Consider the following 23,038-nt stretch of genomic DNA (forward strand, 5'->3'; position numbering starts at 1 on the left):
GCCGGCACCGCGACGACGGTTTGCCAGCCAGGGCGGGAAGCTTTCCAGTCCACGAATTTGCTGACGAAAAGGAGAGGTCCGAGTGTCGGTCTCTATTAAGCCTCTTGAGGATCGTATTGTTGTCCGCCCGCTCGAAGCCGAGCAGACCACGGCTTCCGGCCTGGTTATCCCGGACTCCGCGCAGGAGAAGCCCCAGGAAGGCGAAGTTGTTGCAGTAGGCCCCGGCCGCTTTGACGACAACGGCAACCGCGTCCCGCTCGACGTTGCCGAGGGCGACGTTGTTATCTACTCCAAGTACGGCGGAACCGAAGTCAAGCACAGCGGCACCGAGTACCTCGTGCTGTCCGCCCGCGACGTTCTGGCGATCGTCGTAAAGTAACTCTTTCGGATCCCCGTGCCGCTGGTCATGCCTATTGCTGGTCAGCTGCACGGGGTTCTGTCTTGAAAGGACTGAATCATGGCAAAGCAGCTTGCGTTTAACGACGCTGCACGCCGGTCTCTTGAAGCCGGCATCGACAAGCTCGCCAACACCGTCAAGGTGACGCTCGGCCCCCGCGGCCGCAACGTTGTCCTGGACAAGAAGTGGGGCGCGCCCACCATCACGAACGACGGCGTCACCATCGCCCGCGAAGTCGAGCTCGACGACCCGTACGAGAACCTTGGCGCCCAGCTGGCCAAGGAAGTTGCCACCAAGACCAACGATGTTGCCGGCGACGGCACCACCACCGCAACGGTCCTGGCCCAGGCACTGGTCAAGGAAGGCCTGCGCAACGTTGCAGCAGGTGCTGCCCCCGGCCAGATCAAGCGCGGCATCGAGGTTTCCGTTGAAGCCGTCGCCGCCCGCCTGCTGGAGAACGCCCGCCCCGTAGAAGGCACCCAGGTGGCCAGCGTTGCAGCCATCTCCGCCCAGAGCGATGAAGTTGGCGAGCTCCTGGCCGAGGCTTTCGGCAAGGTTGGCAAGGATGGTGTGATCACCATCGAGGAATCCTCCACCACGCAGACCGAACTGGTCCTCACCGAGGGCATGCAGTTCGACAAGGGCTACCTGTCCCCGTACTTCATCACGGATGCGGACCGCCAGGAAGCAGTCCTCGAAGACGCACTCATCCTGATCAACCAGGGCAAGATCTCCTCGCTGCAGGACTTCCTGCCGCTGCTGGAGAAGGCCCTTCAGGCCGGCAAGCCGCTGTTCATCATTGCCGAAGACGTCGACGGCGAGGCCCTGTCCACGCTGATCGTCAACCGCATCCGCGGCACCCTGAACGTCGTTGCCGTCAAGGCTCCGGGCTTCGGTGACCGCCGCAAGGCCATGCTGCAGGACATCGCTACCCTCACCGGTGCGCAGGTTGTGTCCCCGGAGCTGGGCCTGAGCCTGGACACCGTTGGCCTCGAGGTGCTGGGTACCGCCCGCCGCATCACGGTCACCAAGGACAACACCACCATCGTTGACGGCGCCGGTACGGCCGAGGACGTGGCAGCCCGCGTGGCACAGCTGCGTGCCGAGCTGACCCGCACCGACTCCGACTGGGACAAGGAGAAGCTCCAGGAGCGCCTGGCCAAGCTGGCCGGCGGCATCGGCGTGATCAAGGTCGGCGCAGCCACCGAGGTTGAGCTGAAGGAAAAGAAGCACCGCATCGAGGACGCTGTGTCCTCCACCCGCGCTGCCCTCGAAGAAGGCATCGTGGCCGGCGGCGGTTCGGCCCTGATCCACGCCCTCAAGGCACTGGATGAGGACCCCGCGGTCAAGGCCCTCGACGGCGATGCAGCAGCTGCTGTGGGCATCGTCCGCCGCGCGCTGGTCCAGCCGCTGCGCTGGATCGCCCAGAACGCCGGCTTCGACGGCTACGTCATCACGGCCAAGGTTGCCGAACTCGAAACCAACAACGGCTTCAACGCCAAGTCGGGCGAGTACGAGGACCTGATCGCCGCCGGCGTGATCGACCCCGTCAAGGTCACCCGCGCAGCCCTCCGCAACGCAGCCTCCATCGCTGCCCTGGTTCTCACCACCGAGACCCTCGTTGCAGAGAAGCCTGCCGACGAAGACGAGCACGCAGGCCACGGCCACAGCCACTAATCCCCACCGGCCCAGGCCCGTACTCACAAAACCGGTCCAGCATCAGCTGGGCCGGTTTTTTGTGCCGTCGGCCGCATGTGGACCCGCCATCACGTCCTGCAGAAATTGGGGCAACCCTCCATCACCATCGGGGTGAACCGAAGGTGCCGAAGGCATAACGCCGGCGGAAGCACCGCCGCCGGACTTTCCCTGTAAGTGATGGCGCGATGAGTCAAAAGCCGCAGGAGCTGATGGAGCATGGGATGGAAGACGGCAAAAGCTGATGGCGCGTTGGTGCATTTGTCCTAATTACCGCGAGTAAGCCCTACTTCTTTACGGCGTAACGCACATGGGTGGCAAATGTGGAGCTGACTGTTTTGATGATTTCAAGGTCGACGTCGCGATCGAAGCCGTCGAACAGGCGCTTGCCCGCTCCCAGGATCACGGGTGCCGTGGACAGCACGAGCTCGTCCACCCGCCCGGCGGCCAGCGCCTGCCTGATCACGTCCGCGCCGCCGCCGATCGACACGTCTTTGCCTCCGGCCTCCGCAATAGCCCGCGCCAGGGCGTCCTCAAGCCCGGACACAAACGTGAAGCCGGACTCGGCGGCAGGTTGGTCCTGCACACGGTGGGTAAGCACCATCAGCGGGCCCGGGAACGGGTTGGTCCCGCCCCATGCTCCGGCAGCGTCGTACATCCCGCGGCCCACAATGCCGGCACCCAACCCTGCAACAAGTCCGTCATAGAAGTCTTTGTCGGGGCCGTTCATTGCGAAGTCGTGTCCGCCGTCGTAGGTCCAGGGGCCGCCCATCACCCAGTAGTGCAGCCGTTCGCCGCCCTTGCCCAGGCCGTAGGCCGGCCCGTCGTCGGGGCCGGTAATAAAACCGTCAACCGAGGTGGTGATGGCTGCGATGACCCTGGCCAAGGCGCTAGCCCATCTCCCGGGTCTCAACGTCGCCCGCGCGCTCGTAGACCAGGGACACTGCGCCTTTCGGGAAGCTTCGTGCGGGCTCGGCGAGGCGGAAGGAGGCGGGGATGGTCCCGGCGTCGAAGAGGCGTTTTCCCTGCCCCAAGGTCACCGGATAGAGCCAGATGTGGAGGCGGTCCAGCACGTTGGCCGCGAGCAGCGAGCGGATGAGGACGCCGCTGCCAAACATGTGCACCTCGCCGTACTCGTCACGGAGCCTACCCGCGGCGGTGGCATCCGGCAGTACCGTGGTGCCCTCCCAGCCAGGGGATGTAATGCCCTTGGACACAACGAACTTGGGCACCCGGTTCAGTGTGCCCCCGATCTCGTCGGACTGGTGGGGCCAGTAGGCGGCGAAGATGTCATAGGTCTTCCGGCCCAGAAGCAGGGCGTCAATCTTGGCGATCTCCTCGCCGATGGCGGCCCCGGCGTCGTCATCGGACACCGGCGCCTGCCAGCCACCGAAGGCGAAGTTGCCCTCGGTGTCCTCTTCGCGGCCGCCGGGCGCCTGGTACACGCCGTCAAGGGTAAGGAACAGGTTTGCGACTATGATTCCCACGCGTCCAGTGTGGGGCAGCCTCCGGGCGCTGTCCAGAGTCCGCGTGGCAGACTGATGCCATGCTGCTCGACGAGCTCGTGAAGACCACGGACGCCGTCGCGTCCACCCGCTCCAGGCTCGCGAAGGTGGAGGCGCTGGCGGACCTGCTGCGCCGGCTGGACCCGGCGGCGATCACGACGGCGGTGGGCCTGCTCAGTGCCAAGCCGCGCCAGGGCCGGGTAGGGATCGGTTGGCGCGGTATGTCGGCGGCCATGGGAGAGCCCGCCGCTGCACCCAGCCTCACCGTGGCCGACCTCGACGCCGCACTGGACCGGCTGCTCGCCAGTGCCGGCGCCGGATCCGCCGCGGAACGCGCCGCCACCCTCCGCACACTGACCGCGGCAGCCACCGAACGCGAGCAGGCATTCATCGCTGGAGTGCTGCTGGGCGAGCTGCGGACCGGCGCGCTGGAGGGCGTACTGACTGATGCGGTGGCGCGTGCCGCGGACCGGCCGGTTGAGGCAGTTCGCCGCGCGGCCATGCTCTCCGGCGATCTCGGCGGTACCGCCCTGCTGGCGCTGACGGGCACGGCGGCCGAGCTGGACGAGGTGGGCCTCGTCGTCGGCCGTCCCGTGCAGCCCATGCTCGCCGCCACCGCGGCCAGCGTGGGCGCGGCGCTGGAGGTCACGGGCGAAGCCTCCGTGGAATATAAGCTCGACGGCGCCCGCATCCAAGTGCACCGCGTTGGCGACGACGTGCGCATCTTCACCCGAACGCTCGCCGAAGTGACCCACCGCCTGCCCGAGGTGGTGGAGGTGGTGCGTGGTTTGCCGGTGCGCGACGTGATCCTCGACGGCGAGACCCTCGCCCTGGACGAGGACGGCGGGCCCCGGCCATTCCAGGAGACGATGTCCCGTTTCGGGGCGGAGGCGGCGCGCACCACCCTGCTGCACCCATGGTTTTTCGACGTGCTGCACCTGGACGGCCGCGACCTGTTGGACGAGCCGCTGGCCACGCGGCTCGCGGTGCTCGAACGCATCGCGCCCGGGCACAGAATCCCCGGAACAATCACCGCTGATGCCGCTGTTGCCGGGCAAGTGTCCAGCGATGCGCTCGCCGCCGGCCACGAGGGCGTGATGGTGAAGGCCGTGGGATCGGCCTACGCGGCCGGTCGGCGTGGATCCAACTGGATCAAGGTGAAACCGGTGCTCACCTACGACCTGGTGGTGCTCGCCTGCGAGTGGGGGTCGGGGCGGCGCACCGGGCTTCTGTCCAACCTGCACCTGGGCGCGCTTGACCCCGCCGGAGAGTTCGGGCCGCCCGGCGGGTACGTGATGGTGGGCAAAACCTTCAAAGGCCTCACCGACGCGTTGCTGCAATGGCAGACCAAAAGGTTCCAGGAGCTCGAGGTGCGCCGCACCGCCGGAACCGTGTGGATGGAACCCGTCACTGTCGTCGAGATCGCAATCGACGGCGTGCAGCAGTCCACGCGCTATCCGGGCGGGATCGCGCTCCGCTTCGCCCGCGTCAAGCGCTACCGCGACGACAAAACGGCGGCGGAGGCAGACAGCATCCAAACACTCCGCGGGCTGCTCCGCTCCTAGCCGGTCAGGCTGTTGTCTCAGCTGCGCCGCGGGCGTACGGTGGCGCTTAAGCACGGCCGGCCGTGAATTGTGGGATGTCCTGCAGGCGCCGGGATGGCGGCCGGCAGGGTGGTATCCGAAAGGAGGCCAGGTGACAGCTGAGACAGGCCTGGACCAGGGCCGGTCAGCCTTTCGTGAGCACCGCTGGACCGATGCGTTCGAAAACTTCCGCGATGCGGACCAGCGTGGCGGACTGCCGGCAGCGGACCTTGAACGGCTGGCCACAGCGGAGATCCTTACCGGCAGCGCGGTCACCGGCCTTGAATCGCTCACCCGGGCCCACGAGGAGTACCTGGTCATGGGCGACATCGTGGGCGCCGCCAGGTGTGCAGGCTGGATGGCGATGCACCTAACGCATCTGGGGGAGGGGGCGCGGGCCGGAGGCTGGCTGGCACGCGGCCGGAGGCTGGTGGATGAACTCGGCGAACCGGCCGCGGTGCAGGGCTTCCTGCTCATCCCCCAGTGCCTGGGAATGCTGTACGGCGGGGACCCCGCAGGAGCCCTCAAGCTGTTTTCCGAGGCTGCGCAGATCGGCCAACGGTTCCAGGACAGGGACCTGTCCGCGCTCGCGCTGCTCGGCACCGGCCAGGCCACCCTGGAACTGGGCCGGTCCGAGGAAGGCCTGCGGATCTTCGACGAAGTGATGGTGGCTGTCACGGCGGGCGAACTTTCAGCAGTGCCGTCAGGGATTGCCTACTGCGCCGTGATCGGAAACTGCCACATTGCCTTCGACCTGGAGCGGGCCTTGCAATGGACGGCCGCCCTCGACCGCTGGTGCCGGGACCGCCCCGACATGGTCGCCTTCAGCGGACAATGCCAGGCCCACAGGGCAGAGCTATTCCGGCTGCACGGGGCCTGGGCGGAAGCGCTTGAGGCAGCCGCCGCGGCCCAGGAGCGATCCGGCCGGGGTGATCCCCAGGCGATGTACGGGGGCCATTACCAGCAGGGCGAAGTAGAGCGGTTGACCGGAAAACTGGATCTGGCTGAAACTTCCTTCACGCAGGCGGCGCGCAGCGGTTATGAGCCGCAGCCCGGACTGGCCCTGGTGTCCTTGGCGCGCGGCGACGTGCAGCAGGCACAGGCAATGATCCGCCGCGCGGCTGGCCTGGCTGACGCGGCTACCCGCCGGCATCTGCTGCCCGCGCTGGTGGACATCGAGCTGGCAGCGCCGGACCTGCCCGCGGCGCGGCAAGGAGCCCAGGAACTGGCCCGCTTCGCGCAGGAGTGCCCCCTGCCCATGGTGCGGGCGGTCGCACACCAGGCTGATGGAGCGGTCCGGCTGGAGGAAGGTGATCCGGGCGGTGCGTCCCAATCCTTGCGGCAGGCCTGGCATCTCTGGTTTGAACTTGGCGTGCCGTACGAGGCTTCACGCTGCCGGGTGCTGATCGGGCGGGCCTGCCGGGACCTTGGCGATGAAGCGTCAGCCCGCATGGAGTTCGAGGCGGCGCATGCGGAATTCCTGGAATTGGGGGCGGCTCCGGCTGCGGCCTGGGCGGCGTCACTCATGCCAAGGGACGAGGGCGGGACTGCCGGGCCCCTGACCCCCAGGGAAGCGGAGGTGCTGCGCCTCGTGGCCTCCGGGCAGGGCAACCGGGCCATTGCGGCAGGCCTGTTCCTGAGCGAGAAAACCGTGGCCAGGCACATCAGCAACATCTTCCTGAAGCTGGGCCTGTCCTCGAGGGCCGCGGCCACCAGGTATGCCTTTGAACACGGGCTCGCCGGCTGACGGGATCTGCACACAATTACCCAGCCGTTCCTGCCAGACGTTTGCATATTTTGCCCGACGCGTACCTCATGCCCGCGCCCATAGCCTCAAAGCATGAACCTTCCAGTCCTTGCCGGCACGCTTTCGACGGTGCTGTTCGCCGCAGGAATGCTGCCAATGCTGGTGAAAGCCGCACGCACCCGCGACCTCGCTTCCTACAGCCTGGGGAACCTGGTCCTGAGCAATGTAGCCAACGCCGTGCACTGCGTCTACGTTTTCAACCTCCCGGCCGGGCCCATCTGGGTCCTCCACCTGGCCTACGTCATGGCGTCCGCGCTGATGCTGGCATGGTGGCTGCGCTACCGGGAAGCGGACAGCGACGGCCGGAGCACCCGGACAGCAGGACACCAGGAACGTTCAACAGCAGGCATCCGCGTTAAAGAAGCAGGAGCAACGCCATGAACAACAACAACGTGACCGGCATGCTGGACACGATCATCATCGGCGGCGGCCAGGCAGGCCTCACTTTGGGCCATCACCTGAAGAAGCAGCAACGGAAATTCCTCATCCTGGACGCGAACCCGCGCACGGGAGACGCATGGCGCCAGCGCTGGGACTCGCTCCGGGTGTTCACCCCCGCCAAGTACGACGGACTGCCGGGCGAGCCGTTCCCGGCAGACCCGCTGTCCTTCCCCACCAAGGATGAGGTGGCCGGATACCTGGAAGAATACGCCGAACGGAACGCCCTGCCCGTGCTGCACGGCACCCGGGTGGAACGCTTGTGGCGGGAAGGCGGGCACTTCATCGCAGCAGCCGCCGATGGACGCCGATGGGAGGCGCACAACGCCATCGTCGCCACCGGAGTCAGCCAGGCCCCCAAGGTTCCCGCCTTCGCCGCGGAGTTGGCACCCTCCACGTTCCAGCTCCATTCGGCCGCTTACCGGAATCCGGGACAGCTGCAGGACGGCTCCGTCCTGGTGGTGGGGCTGGGAAACTCTGGTGCGGAGATCGCCTTCGAAGTGAGCAGGACGCATCCCACCACTGTCGCCGGAAAGCCCGGCGGCGAACTGCCGGTGAAGCACGGGCGGGCCGCCGCCCGTTATGTGCTGCCGGTGGTGCGTTTCCTCGGCCTGCACGTCCTGAACCTCAACACTCCGGTGGGACGCAAAGTGGCGCCCGCATTCAAGGCACACGCCGCGCCCCTGATCAGGACCAAAACCAAGGATCTGGCCGCGGCCGGGGTGCGCCTGGTGCCACGGGTCACTGGCGTGCAGGACGGGAAGCCGGTCCTGGCGGACGGCACCCGGCTGGACGTTGCAAACGTGATCTGGTGCACCGGTTTCCGTGACGACTTCAGCTGGATCGATCCGGACCTGCTCGTGGACGGTGAGCTGCCGCGGCAGCACCGTGGCGCGGCGCTCGATACGCCGGGTTTGTTCTTCCTGGGGCAGGAATTTTTGTACGCCGCGGCATCGGCAACGCTGCCGGGAGCGGGCCGCGACGCGCGGTACTTGGCCGGAAAAATACCCGCCCTGGGTAGAATCGATGTTTTGCCTATGCGCCAGTGAGGTCTATTTGTGTCCGTAGCGAGAACAGAGGCTGCAGCCAAACCGCTGCCCGGAGCCAGTACCAAAAGCCGGAAACCCACCTTCCGGCCCGAGGTCCAGGGGCTCCGGGCGCTCGCCGTGCTTATGGTGGTTGCCTACCATGTGTGGCTTGGCCGGGTGTCCGGCGGCGTGGATATTTTCCTGCTGATCTCCGCCTTCCTGCTCACACTGTCGTTCGTCCGGAAAGCCGAGGCCGGGCGTCCGTTCGGCCTCGTGGCGCACTGGCTGCACCTGTTCAAGCGGCTGTTGCCGGCCGCCGTCGTGGTGATCCTGGGCGTCCTCGCCGGAACCTGGCTGATCCTGCCGCAGAGCCGCTGGCCGGAGGTGCTGGACCAGGCATGGGCCTCCCTCCTGTACAGCCAGAACTGGCTGCTCGCCAACACCGCCGTTGACTACTACGCCCAGGACCACGCGGGGGCCAGCCCCCTCCAGCACTTCTGGTCGCTCTCCATCCAGGGCCAGGTGTTTATCCTCTGGCCGCTGGTCTTCGCCGGCGCCGCAGGGCTGCTGGTGCTCCTGCGCCGGATTCCTGCCTGTGCCGGCATGACCTACCGCGGGCTGCTTGCGGTGGTCTTCGGCACGGTCTTTGCCTGGTCGCTCGCCTACTCGGCGGAGCAGACCGCCACCAACCAGGCGTACGCCTACTTCGACACCCGCGCCCGCCTCTGGGAGTTCGCCCTGGGGTCCCTGCTGGCCCTCGCGCTGCCCTACCTCAAACCCGCACGTGGGCTGCGGGTAGTGCTGGGCTGGGCCGGGCTGGCGGCCATGGTCTCGTGCGGCCTGCTGCTGACCGTGGACCGATCCTTCCCCGGATACGTCGCGCTGTGGCCCACGCTGGCCGGCGCCGCCATCATCACGGCCGGGCAGACCGGGAGCCGCTTCGGCGTGGACAGGATCCTCAGCAGCAAGCCGCTGGTGGCACTGGGCGACAATTCCTACGCGTTGTACCTGTGGCACTGGCCCGTCCTTGTCCTTGCGCTCGCCGCCACCGGCGTGGAGGCACCCAACCTGATCCAGGGCCTCGCCATCGTCGGGGCCTCCGTGGTCCTGGCCGTCCTCACCACCCGCTTCGTGGAGAAGCCGCTGCGGGACTGGCACTGGCCGAAACTGCGCGCGTGGCGCACCGCCGTCGTGATTGTTGCCTGCGGCGCCCTGCTGGCAGGCCCCGTGGCCATCTGGCAGACCACGCTCACCGCTGAGGAAAGCGCGACGGCGGCACAGCCCCGCGAGCTGACGCCGGGGGCGGCGGCGCTCACCCCCGGGAACGCTGCCATGCCGGCTCCCGACGCCAGGATCATCCCGGGCCCCGCCGCCCTGGACAACGACTGGGCCGGCATCCAGGATCCGTGCGTCGGTGCCAATGCCACCCTCGATCCCATCCTCGAGGGCTGCCGGCAGGCGGTCCCGGAGGGGGAGGTGACCAAGCGCATTGTGGTCCTCGGGGATTCGCACTCGCAGCAGTACCTGGGCGCCCTCGCTCCCATCGCGGCAGCACGCGGCTGGGAACTGGTAACGCTGCTGATGCCGGCCTGCCGCTTCGGGGCCGAATCCGAAACCCGCAACGCTGAGTGCAACGCCTACAACCAGGCCAGTGCAGCCTACGTCCTGGAACACCGGCCGGATGCCGTGTTCACCGTGGCGTCGCTGACGCACGAGGAAGCGCCGTTCGAGACCGAGGTGCCTGGCTACCTGGACGGCGTCCGGCCGTTCGCCGACGCGGGCATCGAGATCATCGGGATCCGGGACAACCCGCGGTTCACCTTCAACATGCCGGAGTGCGTGCAGCGGAACGGCACTGAAGCCCACGAGTGCAGCGTGCCCCTGGACGAGTCCCTGGCGGACCCGTCACCGCTGGAGGGCTACCGGGGCAAAGTTGAGGGGCTCCACCTGATGGACCTGAGCGACTTCATCTGCGCCCGCGGCATCTGCCCAGGCGTGGTGGGAAACGTGTACGTCTACAAGGACGACAACCATCTCACCCGTACCTATGTGGAGACCATGATCCCCATGTTCGAACAGCGCCTCCTCGCCGCCACAGGCTGGGACTGATTTGTGAGCCCGCGGCTGGGAAGTCAGGGAGCGGGTGGGGCGTGCGGTTGCTCACATTGGCTGCATGGAATAGGGGGATCGGCGCCGAGGTTCTAATATTTACTCAACACTTTCTGACCTCCGGACGGCCGCTTCGCGCGGTGGTCTGCACAACTTCCTGCACAGGCCAGTCCCGTAATGACGGGCTGGTCATCGGCTGCAACCCCTACCCGCACGCAACCAAGGTAAGAGGCGCACTCATGACCGAGCCCGAACACAACCCCTTTGGCTTCATCGGCCTGACCTACGACGACGTCCTGCTGCTTCCCGGCCACACCGAGGTCATCCCTTCGGAAGCGGACACGTCTTCCCGTATTTCCAAGCGGATCACCGTGCAGACGCCCCTGCTGTCGGCCGCCATGGACACTGTGACCGAGTCGCGGATGGCTATCGCCATGGCGCGCCAGGGCGGCCTGGGCGTGGTGCACCGCAACCTGTCCATCGCTGACCAGGCGGACCAGGTGGACCGGGTCAAGCGCAGCGAGTCGGGGATGATCACCAACCCGCTGACCATCAGGCCTGAGGCCACGCTGCGCGAACTCGATGACCTGTGCGCCCAGTACCGTGTGTCCGGCCTGCCGGTTGTTGACGAGGACAACCGCCTTTTGGGCATCGTCACCAACCGCGACACCCGCTTTGTGCCGGAGTCCGACTTCCCGCTGCGGCTTGTCAGCGACGTCATGACCAAGATGCCCCTGGTTACCGGGCACGTGGGCATCAGCCGCGAAGAGGCCTCGCACAAGCTGGCCACCAACAAGATCGAAAAGCTGCCCCTGGTGGATGAGCAGGGCCGGCTGAAGGGCCTGATCACCACCAAGGACTTCACCAAGGCGGAGCAGTACCCGCTGGCCACGAAGGACGATGAAGGCCGTCTCCGCGTAGGCGCTGCCATCGGCTTCTTCGGGGACGGCTGGGAGCGCGCCATGGCTCTGGTTGATGCCGGCGTCGACGCCTTGTTCGTGGACACCGCGAATGGCCACTCGCAGGGCGTGCTGGACATGATCCGGCGCCTGAAGTCCGATCCCGTGGCAGCACATGTGGACGTCATCGGCGGTCAGGCGGCAACCCGTGAAGGCGCCCAGGCTCTGATCGATGCCGGCGCTGACGGCATCAAGGTGGGCGTGGGACCGGGCTCCATCTGCACCACCCGCGTGGTGGCAGGTGTGGGCGTCCCGCAGATCACGGCCATCTACGAATCCGCCAAGGCAGCCATCCCTGCCGGGGTGCCCCTGATTGCCGACGGCGGGCTGCAGTACTCGGGCGACATCGGCAAGGCCCTGGTAGCCGGTGCCGACACCGTGATGCTCGGCTCCCTGCTGGCCGGTTGTGACGAGTCCCCGGGGGAGCTGATCTTCGTCAACGGCAAGCAGTTCAAGTCGTACCGCGGCATGGGCTCCCTTGGCGCCATGCAGTCGCGGGGCAAGAACACGTCCTACTCCAAGGACCGTTACTTCCAGGCGGACGTTTCCGGTGACGACAAGCTCATTCCTGAAGGCATTGAAGGCCGTGTGGCGTACCGCGGGCCACTGGCTTCCGTGGCCTACCAGCTGGTGGGCGGCCTGCGCCAGACCATGTTCTACACCGGTGCGCCCACCATTCCCGAACTGAAGGCGCGCGGCAAGTTCGTCCGGATCACCCCGGCCGGCCTGAAGGAATCGCACCCGCATGACATCCAGATGACGGTCGAGGCGCCAAACTACGGCTCCCGCTGACCAACCAGGAGGGATGGGCACTACTGCCCATCCCTTCTTTTTGAGCCAGAAAGTACATTCGATAGATATATATCCGGCAATTGGGGGACGGTTTGGGCGGCGGATTCTATGGGGCCGATATTGACCAGCTGCGGCAGCTCGCAACCGCGATGCGCACGGCCTGCCGGAAACTGGATGGACAACGCCTGGCATTGACCGGCAGAGTGGCCGGCACGGCCTGGCCGGGCCCGGATGCGGAGGCCTTCCGCCAGGAATGGAAGAACGTCCACAGCCGCTCGCTCGGGGTGGCCGTCACGCTCCTTCAGCAGGCCGCAGAGGACCTGATGCGGCAGGCCGATGAACAGCAGTCTGCGAGTGCGGCAGGCGGTGCTTCAACGCTGCCGTCTCTGCCCGGCGTCGAGCGGTTGCCGGAGCCGCGGCCGGAAGACCTTGACGGCAAGTCTTCTGCCGAGGTCAGAACCTGGTGGCTCGGGCTGACCAGCGACCAGCAGGAGGCATTCATCCGCAACCACCCGCAGCTGGCGGGAAACACCAATGGAATCCCGTTTGATGCACGGATCGAGGCCAACCAACACAACGCCCAGGCCCGGATTGACTGGCTGGAGAACAACGATCCTGAGCCCCGGCTGAATCCCTGGATCCTTGACTCAAGCTATCCTGCACGCTTTGCTGCCGAACACGATGCGTGGCAAAAACGGCAGGATGGACTCCAATACCTTCAAAAGGTGGTCGACGGCAAGGTGCAGCTGGCGGCGTATGACCCAGCCAACAGTTCGATCGTGGAGATGATCGGCAGCTACGGTCCCGGTACCTCCACGGCCATCACCTATGTCCCGGGTACCACCACGAATGAAGCCTCCTTCCACGATGGAGGTCCACAGGCGGTTGGGCGGTACCTGGTGGAGTCCGACCCCACCAACGGCACGGTGGCCTTCGTCTACAAGGGAACTGAGTTCCCTGACGGTGATTTCGTTGAGGCGTTCCTCGTCGAGGCTAAAAGCGACGAATTTGTGGCGTCCACCGCACCGGCGCTGCGTGACTTCCAGGCGGCGGTGGACCTTGAACTGGCGCCCAACGCCCAAACGGTGGGAATCGGTCACAGCTGGGGACTGCGCAACGTCACGGGCTCTGAGGTTGCGGGCGCGCAGTATGACAAGGTGATTGCCTTGTCCGGCGCTGCTATGCCCCTTGGCTGGTCGCCTAACCAGGACACAAAGTACTTCAGCTACACCTACCCTGACATCCTCCTGACCGCGGAACTGAGCGGCGCCGTGGGGGACAACTACCCTATGAAGGAGCCAGCCTTTGAGAAGCACGTCTATACGCCGCCGGGAGGGACCGATTGGACGGACGCTTACGATATCGGCAACCACAGCCTCGTTGCGACCACCGGCCCGGATAATGAGGCTGCTTTGGAAGACGTCCGCAGCGCTATCAACAGCCGGTAGCAGAAGAGGGCGGCCGTCCGCGCGGATGCGATCCGCCGGATTTGCCCTCACGCTGGGTCTGGCGCTGTCAGCGTGCGGGACAGGAACCGGAGCAGGAACAAGGTCACAGGAAAGCGGAACAATGCCGTCAATCTCACTCGAATCTGCCAAGTCCAAGCTCCTGGCCGCGCAGCACGAAATCATCGAGATGGTGCCGGGAGAGCTGGCCATCTCGGTTTTCGAGAGCGACACATCGAGCCTGATGTCTTGTCGCGGGGAACAGAAGAAGTGGGTCGGAACCGGGCAGGTGCAGCTGCGTCCCGGCCTCGATCGGGACGATTTTCTCGACGGCGTGAAGGCCTCCTTCTCCGACCGGTCCGGCTGGTCCGCCAAAGACTCGAAGGACAACGAAGGTAAACGTCGGGTTGATCTTCTGCACGAAGACGGAACCCACCTGCTGGTCTCGTTCTGGGATGGCCCCGAGAGCCTTCAGATTGGAAGTTTCAGTGCCTGCTTCGACTTCCCGGAGTACGAATACGGGGAAGAGTACTGACCCGCCTTGCCGGGCACGGCACTAGGCTGATTCCATGCCCCCACCGCGCCACCCCGCTGAACTGACCCCCAATCGGGAACCCTCGCGGCGGCTGGCCCTTCGCCCGTATGCCCGGGCCGTGGCACAGGTACTGCGGGTCAGCTTCCGTGCCTCTCCGGGCGCTGTGGTCATGAAAGTGCTCGGCTCGCTGATTTCGGCGGTGCTTCCCCTGGTGACCACGTACTTCGCCGCGCTCACCACCACGGCACTGGCAGCCGCCTACGCCGGTGACGCCGGGGCGGGCCAAGTGGCAATTGTCTACGTCATTATCACCGCCGCGCTGGGCCTCTTCTGGGGCGCCTTCAACAGTGTGGACCGCTACATCCAGCAGCTGATGAGTTTCAAAGTGGGCGCCATCGTGGGCGACCAGATGTACGAGCGGTTCCTCGCGCTCGAGTTCTGGCGCTACGACGACAAAGAAACCGTTGACCTGTACGACCGCGCCAAGCGGTTCTCCGACTCCTACGCCCGCGTACTGGACCGGATTGCCGCCATCTTCACCCAGCTCGTCTCGGTGGTCCTCGCCGTGGGAGCCCTGCTGCTGGTCAGCTGGTGGATCGCGGTGATTGTCCTGGTGGCCATCGTGCCCAGCGTGTATCTGCAGTTCAAGCTGTCCCGGGAGCAGATCGCGCACTGGAACACGCAGGTGGACTCCCGGCGGCAGCGCCGGATGATAGAACAGAACCTGCTCCGGCCGCAGCACATTGCCGAGATGCGGCTGTACGGCATCGTGGGCTTCCTGATGGATCTCCGCTCCCGCCTTCGTGATGCCGATGAGCGCCGCCGCCTTGATTTCCAGCGCCGCTACATCCCCAAGCAGCTTGCCGCCGACGCCCTTCAGTACGGCGCAGAAGTGGTCTCGCTGATCTGGGTGGTGGGGCAGATCATCACCCGCGCACAGCCGGTGGGCCAGTTCCTCTACGTGCAGCAGATCGTCAGCCGGGCACTGTCCACGGCCAACAACCTGGTCTCCTCCCTCAGCTCCATTGACGAGGATCTGGCCAATCTCAAGGACTACGAACTGTTTATGGCGTTGCCAGTGCACTCGGAACAAGCCCCGCCGCTGCTGCAATCCCCGAAAACCGTTGAGCTGAAGGACATCCGCTTCACGTACACTGGCAGCGACATCGAGGTGATCCGCGGCATCAGCCTGACCATCCGCGAAGGCCAGCACATCGCCATCGTGGGGGAGAACGGTGCCGGGAAGTCCACCCTGATCCGCATCCTCGCCGGCCTCTACCGCCCCGACTCCGGGCAGGTAATGCTCGACGGCGTGGACCTGGCCGCCGTCGACGTCACCTCCTGGCACCGGCACCTGGCCGTGCTGAGCCAGGAGTTCCTCAAATACGAGTTCGCCACGGCAGCGGAAAACATCTACTTCGGCGACGTCGACTCGGCCCGGGACGAGGTCCGCATCCGCAGGGCCGCCGCGGACGCTGAGGCGCTGGACTTCATCAATAAGCTCCCCAACGGACTGGACAACCACGTCAGCAACTGGATGGAAGACCCGCGCGGACGTAAGGGCAGCGGCCTTTCGGGCGGCCAGTGGCAGCGGCTGGCGATGGCCCGGAACTTCTACCGGGATGCCTCATTCATGGTGATGGACGAGCCAACGTCGGCCATCGACGCCCTGGCTGAGCACCGCATTTTCACCCGCCTTTTCGCGGACCGGAGCAGCACCATCATCGCTATCAGCCACCGCCTGGCCACCATCGAAAAGGCGGACATTGTGTACATGCTGGAGGACGGCCGGATAGTGGAGCAGGGCACGCACAAAGAACTGGTGTCACTTCGGGGCCGCTACTTCCGGATGTTCGAATCCCAGATCCCCGCCAGCCCCCTGACCTCGCAAGCTCGGCTGGGGAACCCTGCTGGCGTGGGCCCTGAGGACGCCGAGGCCGAAGGGGTGTAGCTTCCTCCACGGTGGTGTGCACCCCGACGATGCCGTGCCGTACGTGGGCCCGGCCTTCAGACGAGGACACCAGCCTGGCTGGGATAACCTAGAGCAGTGACTTACGAGATCGAGATCGGCCGTGGCAAGCGTGGGCGTCGTGCCTACTCCCTGGATGACATTGCAATTGTCCCTAACCGTCGTACCCGCGACCCTAAGGACGTCTCCGTCTCGTGGCAGATCGATGCCTACCAGTTCGAAATGCCCGTCATCGCGGCCCCCATGGACTCGGCCATGTCTCCGGCAACAGCCATTGCCCTGGGCAAGCTCGGCGGCCTGGGTGTGCTGGACCTTGAAGGGCTCTGGACCCGGTATGAGGACCCGCAGCCCGTCCTCGACGAGATCGGTGCGCTCGAAGACGAGGTCAACAGTCCCGCCGTGACCGGCCGGATGCAGGAGCTGTACAAGGCACCCATCCAGCCCGACCTGATTACGTCGCGCCTGGCTGAGATGCGGGCCGCCGGCGTGACCGTGGCCGGCTCCCTCACCCCGCAGCGCACCCAGGAGCACTACAAGACCGTCCTGGCCGCCGGCGTCGACATCTTTGTGATCCGCGGCACCACGGTGTCCGCCGAGCACGTGTCCAAGGACCACGCGCCGCTGAACCTCAAACAGTTCATCTACGAACTGGACGTCCCCGTGATCGTGGGCGGCGCGGCCGGGTACACCCCTGCCCTGCACCTCATGCGCACCGGCGCAGCCGGCGTCCTGGTGGGCTTCGGCGGCGGCGCCACCACCACCACCCGCCGCGCCCTTGGCATCCACTCGCCCATGGCATCGGCCATTTCCGACGTCGCAGCGGCCCGCCGCGATTACATGGACGAATCAGGCGGGCGGTACGTGCACGTGATCGCCGACGGCGGCATGGGCACCTCCGGCGACATCGTCAAGGCGATTGCCATGGGAGCCGATGCCGTGATGCTGGGCAGCGCGCTGGCCCGCGCGGAAGAAGCTCCCGGCAAGGGCTGGCACTGGGGCCAGGAGGCACACCACCTGGAACTGCCCCGCGGCGACCGCGTCAACGTCGGAACGGTCGGACGCCTTGAAGAGGTCCTCTTCGGACCCGGCCACCACACCAACGGAACAGCTAACCTCATCGGTGCCCTTCGCCGCTCCATGGCAACCACCGGTTATTCGGACCTGAAGGAATTCCAGCGCGTCGACGTCGTCGTTTCCCCCTACTCCGGGAACTGACGGAGGGGGCAGCAGGCCGATCCGTGCCTGCCCTGCCCAAGCGTGCCGCGACAAAGTAGTGTGGTTCCACGACCGGGACAAGCGGCACTGGAGGCGTTCAATGAGGAGTTTTCCGGACAACGGCGGAGCCTTGGGACCTGCGGCCAGGGAAGCTGCGATCGACCGGCTGAGGGCGACGGCGGACCCCGGCCGGGAGCTGGACATCCTCATTGTTGGCGGCGGCATCGTGGGCACGGGAGCTGCCCTGGATGCCGTCACCCGTGGGCTGGACGTGGGCATCGTCGAGGCGAGCGACTGGGCGGCGGGAACCTCCTCCCGGTCCTCCAAGCTCATCCACGGTGGACTGCGTTACCTGGAAATGCTTGACTTCGCGCTCGTCAAGGAGGCGCTGCAGGAGCGCGGACTGCTGCTCTCCGAGCTCGCGCCACACCTGGCCCGGCCCGTGCCCTTCCTGTATCCGCTGACTAAACCCTTCCTCGAACGGCCCTACGTTGGCGCCGGAATTGCCCTGTACGACGCCATGTCGGTCTCCAGTGGCCACAGCAGGGGAGTACCGTTCCACAAGCACCTCACCAGACGGGGAACGCTGCGCGCGGCCCCAAGCCTGAAGGACGACGCCTTTGTGGGATCCATCCGGTACTACGACGGCCAGGTGGATGACGCGAAATACGTCGCCAACCTGGTGCGGACGGCCGCCTACTACGGCGCCCACGCCGTAAACCAGATGGCAGTGGTGGACTTCCTGCGCGAAGGCGAACGGGTGGTAGGCGCCAAGGTGGTCAACCATGAGGACGGGACGCAGTTCAAGATCCGGGCCAAGCAGGTCATCAATGCCACCGGCGTCTGGACCGACGAAACCCAGGCCATGGTCACCGAGCGCGGCCAGCTGAAGGTCCGTGCCTCCAAAGGAATCCACCTGGTGGTTCCCCGCGACCGTTTCCAGTCCACCGTGGGCCTGATCCTGCGCACCGAGAAGTCCGTGCTGTTCGTCATCCCCTGGGGCCGGCACTGGATTATTGGCACCACGGACACGGACTGGCACCTGGACAAAGCCCATCCCGCCGCTTCCAGCAAGGACATCGACTACATCCTGGAGCACGTCAACAAGGTCCTCAAGCGGCCGCTGACCCGCGAAGACGTGGAAGGGGTCTACGCCGGCCTGCGCCCGCTGCTGGCCGGGGAAAACGACTCCACCGCCAAGCTGTCCCGCGAGCATGTTGTGGCACACCCTGTTCCCGGCCTGGTGGTGGTAGCCGGCGGCAAATGGACCACCTACCGGGTGATGGCCAAGGATGCAGTGGACGAGGCCACCCGGACCATGGACGAACGGGTCCCGCCAAGCTGCACGGAAACCATCCCGCTGCTGGGCGCGAGCGGCTTCAAAGCGGCCTGGAACCGGCGGAACCGCACAGCGGAGGAATCCGGCGTGCACGTTGCCCGGATAGAACACCTGCTCAACCGCTACGGGTCCATGACCCCCGAGGTGCTGGCCATCATCAAGGAAAACCCGGCCCTCGCCGAACCGATCCCCGGCGCGGACGACTACCTGCAGGCCGAAGCGGTCTACGCCGCCACGCACGAAGGCGCCCGCCACGTCCACGACGTCCTCACACGGCGGACCCGGATTTCGATCGAGGCGTGGGACCGCGGTGTGGCAGCCGTTCCCGTAGTGGCTAAACTGATGGGTGACGTCCTTGGCTGGAGCGAGGCCCAACGCGAAAACGAGATCAGGCACTACATCGCACGGGTGGAGGCGGAACGCCTGAGCCAGCAACAGCCGGACGACGAATCCGCAGACGCCGCCCGGCTGGGCGTGGAAGATATCGTGCCCTTGCGCTGAAGGGCCCGCGGCACCAGCTCCTGACTGAAGGGATACGCCTTGGCGGAACCACTTGACCGGTACGATGCCGATCTCACCACCCCCGACATGGTCATCCTGGAGCTTGAGGCAAAAGACAAGGCGGACGCCGCCACCCAGCTTGCGGAACGGCTCTTCGCCGCCGGCCGGGTGTCGGACCTGCCCGGGTTCCTTGAGCATGTCAACGCCCGGGAGCACCAGCTGGCCACCGGGCTTCCCGGCGGCATCGGCTTGCCCCATGCCCGCAGCGAATACGTCTCCCGCACCTCGATCGCCGTGGGCATTGCCAGGTACGGCCATGCCCTGGACTTCGGCGCCGCGGACGGCCCGGCCACGGTGATCCTGTTGATCGCCACCCCGGCCAGTTCTTTCTCGGACCACCTCGAAGTCCTGGCCACCCTGGCCCGTTCGCTGTCCAAGGAGTCCTTCCGCGAATCGCTCCGGCGTGCCTATGACGCCGAAGTCATTTCGGAGCTCATCAATTCCAGCCTGGTGTTTTTCGACCACTGACTCCCCGGCCGGGCCACCAGGCGTTTAGTTGTTCTACAGCGGGACGAAGTACGGTTAAGACGTGTGGAAAACTGCCCTCAAGCCCCGATGGATCGCAGGCTTTGTCTTTGCGATCGTGATATCCGGGGTCTTCGTGCTGCTCAGCCAATGGCAGTTCGGACGCTCCACCCAGCCGGAAGCGCCCGTCAACCCGGCCACCGAGCAGGTGCAGCCCCTCACCCAGACGCTGGAGCCCGGCGACTTTTTCCACGGGACCGACGCCGACCAGATGGTCAGTGCGCAGGGCACCTACGATCCCGCCAAACAGGTCCTGGTGCCGGGCCGGCTGCACGACGGCAAGACCGGCTACTGGGTAGTCTCCGCCTTCGCCGTCTCCGGCGCTCCCACCCTGAGCGGCGTGGGCGCCTCACCGCAGACGTGGATCCCGGTGGCCCGGGGATGGGTGGCCGATCCCGCTGATGCCGGCGACCCGCCGTCGGGCACTATTGAACTCACAGGGCGGCTCCTGCCGTCCGAGGCGCCCTTGGCCGGCACGGCAGCAGCACCCGGGCAGGCCACCGCGGTGTCCGTGGCTGAACTGATCAATTACTGGGAAGTGAGCAGCTATCCCGGCTTCGTAGCGGCCACCGCCGAGGTGGCCAACGGCGTGGATGCCAGTGCCGCAGCCGTGCGGGGAGACCTCCTTCCCCTTGAGATCGGGCCCCAGCCGCCCGCCCAGAAAATCAACTGGCTCAACCTTTTCTACTCCCTTGAGTGGGTTGTGTTCGCCGGCTTCGCACTCTTCATCTGGTGGCGGCTGGTCAAAGACGACTACCACCGGGACCTCGAAGAAGCCCTCGACGAAGCCGAGGACCATCCACCGGCCGGGCAAAACCAGCACCAGCAACCTGATAAGAACCAGCAAAAGGTACAGCCATGATCGATCCGAAGCCGGCCAACCCCGCCTCTGCCAGCGGCATCAACACAGGCACCAACACCAGTGGCAAGGCGGGCGGCAAGAAGCGCCGTTTCGGCGGCACTGAGGCGCAGATCCGGTCCGCCCTGAAGTTCTACAAGGTGCTGGCCTACCTGACGGGCACCATGCTCCTGCTGCTGTGCGCCGAGCTCATTGCGAGGTACGGGTTCGGGCAGTACCTGTTCGCCGGCGGCACGAACGCCGTCACGGGCCAGCCGTTCGGCTTCGGGTTCGCGGACGCGGAACCCCAAGGCGTGCTGGGCGGCGTTAATCTGTCCGTGACGGTCCTGATCGTGCATGGCTGGATGTACGTGGTGTACCTGATCTCCAACTTCCGGCTGTGGTCCTTGATGCGCTGGCCGTTCCTGAAGCTGGTCCTGCTGGCACTGGGCGGCGTTATCCCGTTCCTGTCCTTCATCGTGGAGAAGAAGTTCCATGCCGAGGTGGAAGCCGAACTCGCGGCCCACCCGCAGGCACCCCAGCGGTACTGATGGCCGCCGGCCGCCGCCATGGCCGCGGCGGTCGGTTGAGGGGAGTGGTGCGTCACAGCGCGGCTTCTCAAGGTGCGCGGGCGCAACGGCGCCAAGTAGGCTAGTACGGTGACTACTCCCACTGCATCCCAGACTTCCCAGAAGCCGGTGCTGGTTGTTGACTACGGTGCCCAGTACGCGCAGCTGATTGCCCGCCGCGTCCGGGAAGCAAATGTGTATTCGGAAGTGGTTCCGCATACCTATACAACCGAGCAGCTCCTCGCCAAGAACCCCGCCGCCATCATCCTTTCCGGCGGCCCCTCCAGCGTCTACGCTGATGGCGCCCCGAGCGTCGGAGCAGACCTGTTCGAAGCCGGTGTTCCCGTTTTTGGCATCTGCTACGGCTTCCAGGCCATGGCCAACGCCCTGGGCGGCAAGGTGGACAAGACCGGGCTGCGTGAGTACGGCTCCACGGAAACCACCATCCTTGGCGAGGGACGTTCCGTCCTTGAGGGCATGCCACAGCACCAGAAGACCTGGATGAGCCACGGCGACTCCGTCCACGAGGCGCCGGAGGGGTTTGAAGTACTGGCGACGACGGCGGGAGCCGAAGTGGCTGCCTTCGCGAATGAGGAGAAGGGCCTCTTCGGTGTCCAGTGGCACCCCGAGGTCAAGCACTCCGCCTACGGCCAGCAGGTCCTGGAAAACTTCCTCTTCAAGGGCGCCGGGATCGAACCCAACTGGACCACGGGCAACATCCTCGAGGAGCAGGTGGAGCGGATCCGCAAGCAGATCGGCGATGCCCGGGTCATCTGCGGCCTCTCCGGCGGCGTGGACTCCGCGGTTGCTGCAGCCCTTGTCCAGCGCGCCGTTGGTGACCAGCTCACCTGCGTATTCGTGGACCACGGCCTGCTTCGCGAAGGTGAAGCCGAGCAGGTGGAACGCGACTTTGTTGCCGCCACCGGCGTGAAGCTCTACGTTGCAAACGAGCAGGAACGCTTCCTGTCCGCACTGGCCGGTGTCAGCGATCCGGAAACCAAACGCAAGATCATCGGCCGCGAGTTCATCCGCGCCTTTGAGGAAGCGGAACTGGCCATCATCGCCGAGGCGGCCGCACACGGCGAGAAAATCAAATTCCTGGTCCAGGGCACCCTGTACCCGGACGTCGTCGAATCCGGCGGCGGCGAAGGTGCAGCGAACATCAAGAGCCACCACAACGTGGGCGGGCTCCCCGAGGACCTGCAGTTCGAGCTCGTGGAACCGTTGCGCGCCCTCTTCAAGGACGAGGTCCGCGCAGTCGGTGCCCAGTTGGGCCTGCCCCAGGAAATCGTTGGCCGCCAGCCCTTCCCGGGTCCCGGACTCGGTATCCGCATCGTTGGCGAAGTCAACAAAGAGCGGCTTGACCTGCTGCGCAAGGCCGATGCGATCGCCCGTGCCGAGCTCACCGCAGCCGGACTGGACAACGAAGTCTGGCAGATGCCGGTTGTCCTCCTGGCCGACGTCCGCAGCGTCGGTGTCATGGGTGATGGACGTACGTACGGACACCCCATCGTCCTCCGTCCGGTCTCCTCCGAGGACGCCATGACGGCGGACTGGTCACGGCTGCCGTACGAACTCCTCGCAAGGATCTCCAACCGCATCACCAATGAGGTGGAAGGCGTCAACCGCGTGGTGCTCGATGTCACCAGCAAGCCGCCGGGAACCATCGAGTGGGAGTAGCAGCATGAGTGGCCGGCCTCTGGTGAAGAGGCCGGCCACTGCTGTTTCT

At 65.9% G+C, this 23,038-nt stretch carries 19 protein-coding genes; 17 read left to right on the forward strand and 2 right to left on the reverse strand.

The genetic code is table 11. The features are described 5' to 3' along the window. Positions 1–82 precede the first annotated feature (82 nt). Together groES and groL are read left to right on the forward strand one after the other, a co-directional pair. Complete coding sequence (gene groES, locus QF038_RS05845; protein WP_050054380.1) at positions 83–379, forward strand: co-chaperone GroES; 297 nt, start codon at positions 83–85, stop codon at positions 377–379. Positions 380–457: 78 nt separating this feature from the next. Further along, positions 458–2,074 (forward strand): chaperonin GroEL, encoded by a 1,617-nt coding sequence (groL, locus tag QF038_RS05850; protein ID WP_307609303.1) that lies wholly within the window; start codon positions 458–460, stop codon positions 2,072–2,074. 304 nt (positions 2,075–2,378) lie between these two features. Here groL and QF038_RS05855 read toward each other — a convergent pair whose 3' ends face one another. After that, a complete protein-coding gene (locus QF038_RS05855) occupies positions 2,379–2,978 on the reverse strand; it encodes a dihydrofolate reductase family protein (protein ID WP_307609304.1) in 600 nt (199 codons plus the stop codon). Between the two features lie 4 nt (positions 2,979–2,982). Next, the gene (locus QF038_RS05860; protein WP_307609305.1) at positions 2,983–3,579 is read right to left on the reverse strand and encodes a dihydrofolate reductase family protein; all 597 of its coding nucleotides are present in this window, start codon (positions 3,577–3,579) and stop codon (positions 2,983–2,985) included. Positions 3,580–3,638: 59 nt separating this feature from the next. On the opposite strand from QF038_RS05860, the gene QF038_RS05865 reads away from it, so the two are divergent. The 15 genes from QF038_RS05865 to guaA all read left to right on the forward strand — a co-directional run bounded on the left by QF038_RS05865 (position 3,639) and on the right by guaA (position 22,989). Then, on the forward strand, positions 3,639–5,162 hold the full coding sequence (locus tag QF038_RS05865; protein ID WP_307609306.1) for an ATP-dependent DNA ligase: 1,524 nt from the start codon (positions 3,639–3,641) through the stop codon (positions 5,160–5,162). Between the two features lie 130 nt (positions 5,163–5,292). Continuing rightward, the gene (locus tag QF038_RS05870; protein WP_307609307.1) at positions 5,293–6,927 is read left to right on the forward strand and encodes a helix-turn-helix transcriptional regulator; all 1,635 of its coding nucleotides are present in this window, start codon (positions 5,293–5,295) and stop codon (positions 6,925–6,927) included. Between the two features lie 93 nt (positions 6,928–7,020). Continuing rightward, a complete protein-coding gene (locus tag QF038_RS05875; protein ID WP_307609308.1) occupies positions 7,021–7,368 on the forward strand; it encodes a hypothetical protein in 348 nt (115 codons plus the stop codon). After that, a complete protein-coding gene (locus tag QF038_RS05880) occupies positions 7,365–8,474 on the forward strand; it encodes an NAD(P)/FAD-dependent oxidoreductase (protein WP_307609309.1) in 1,110 nt (369 codons plus the stop codon). Before QF038_RS05875 ends, QF038_RS05880 begins: the two co-directional genes overlap by 4 nt. Before the next feature lie 9 nt (positions 8,475–8,483). Beyond that, positions 8,484–10,562 (forward strand): acyltransferase family protein, encoded by a 2,079-nt coding sequence (locus tag QF038_RS05885; protein ID WP_373461521.1) that lies wholly within the window; start codon positions 8,484–8,486, stop codon positions 10,560–10,562. Between the two features lie 239 nt (positions 10,563–10,801). Then, positions 10,802–12,313, forward strand: coding sequence for an IMP dehydrogenase (gene guaB / locus QF038_RS05890; RefSeq protein ID WP_163162037.1), 1,512 nt, complete (start codon positions 10,802–10,804; stop codon positions 12,311–12,313). Between the two features lie 92 nt (positions 12,314–12,405). Further along, positions 12,406–13,761 carry a WXG100 family type VII secretion target gene (locus QF038_RS05895; RefSeq protein ID WP_307609310.1) on the forward strand — a complete coding sequence of 452 codons (1,356 nt, stop codon included), beginning with the start codon at positions 12,406–12,408 and terminating at the stop codon, positions 13,759–13,761. Between the two features lie 121 nt (positions 13,762–13,882). Further along, the gene (locus QF038_RS05900) at positions 13,883–14,293 is read left to right on the forward strand and encodes a hypothetical protein (RefSeq protein ID WP_307609311.1); all 411 of its coding nucleotides are present in this window, start codon (positions 13,883–13,885) and stop codon (positions 14,291–14,293) included. A 34-nt stretch (positions 14,294–14,327) separates the two neighbouring features. After that, positions 14,328–16,244, forward strand: a complete 1,917-nt coding sequence (locus tag QF038_RS05905; protein ID WP_307609312.1) for an ABC transporter ATP-binding protein — start codon at positions 14,328–14,330, stop codon at positions 16,242–16,244. 96 nt (positions 16,245–16,340) lie between these two features. Then, positions 16,341–17,477: a GuaB3 family IMP dehydrogenase-related protein gene (locus QF038_RS05910; protein WP_307609313.1), complete on the forward strand. Its 1,137-nt coding sequence runs from the start codon at positions 16,341–16,343 to the stop codon at positions 17,475–17,477. A 100-nt stretch (positions 17,478–17,577) separates the two neighbouring features. Then, on the forward strand, positions 17,578–19,317 hold the full coding sequence (locus tag QF038_RS05915; protein WP_307609314.1) for a glycerol-3-phosphate dehydrogenase/oxidase: 1,740 nt from the start codon (positions 17,578–17,580) through the stop codon (positions 19,315–19,317). 39 nt (positions 19,318–19,356) lie between these two features. After that, positions 19,357–19,845, forward strand: coding sequence for a PTS sugar transporter subunit IIA (locus QF038_RS05920; RefSeq protein WP_307609315.1), 489 nt, complete (start codon positions 19,357–19,359; stop codon positions 19,843–19,845). Between the two features lie 61 nt (positions 19,846–19,906). Then, the gene (locus QF038_RS05925; protein WP_307609316.1) at positions 19,907–20,764 is read left to right on the forward strand and encodes an SURF1 family protein; all 858 of its coding nucleotides are present in this window, start codon (positions 19,907–19,909) and stop codon (positions 20,762–20,764) included. Continuing rightward, positions 20,761–21,291, forward strand: coding sequence for a DUF3817 domain-containing protein (locus tag QF038_RS05930; protein WP_307609317.1), 531 nt, complete (start codon positions 20,761–20,763; stop codon positions 21,289–21,291). Before QF038_RS05925 ends, QF038_RS05930 begins: the two co-directional genes overlap by 4 nt. 108 nt (positions 21,292–21,399) lie before the next feature. After that, entirely contained in the window at positions 21,400–22,989 is a 1,590-nt protein-coding gene (guaA, locus tag QF038_RS05935; protein WP_307609318.1) for a glutamine-hydrolyzing GMP synthase, read from the forward strand. The last annotated feature ends 49 nt before the right edge of the window (positions 22,990–23,038 follow it).

It is taken from the genome of Pseudarthrobacter sp. W1I19, assembly GCF_030817835.1.
GTDB lineage: Bacteria > Actinomycetota > Actinomycetes > Actinomycetales > Micrococcaceae > Arthrobacter.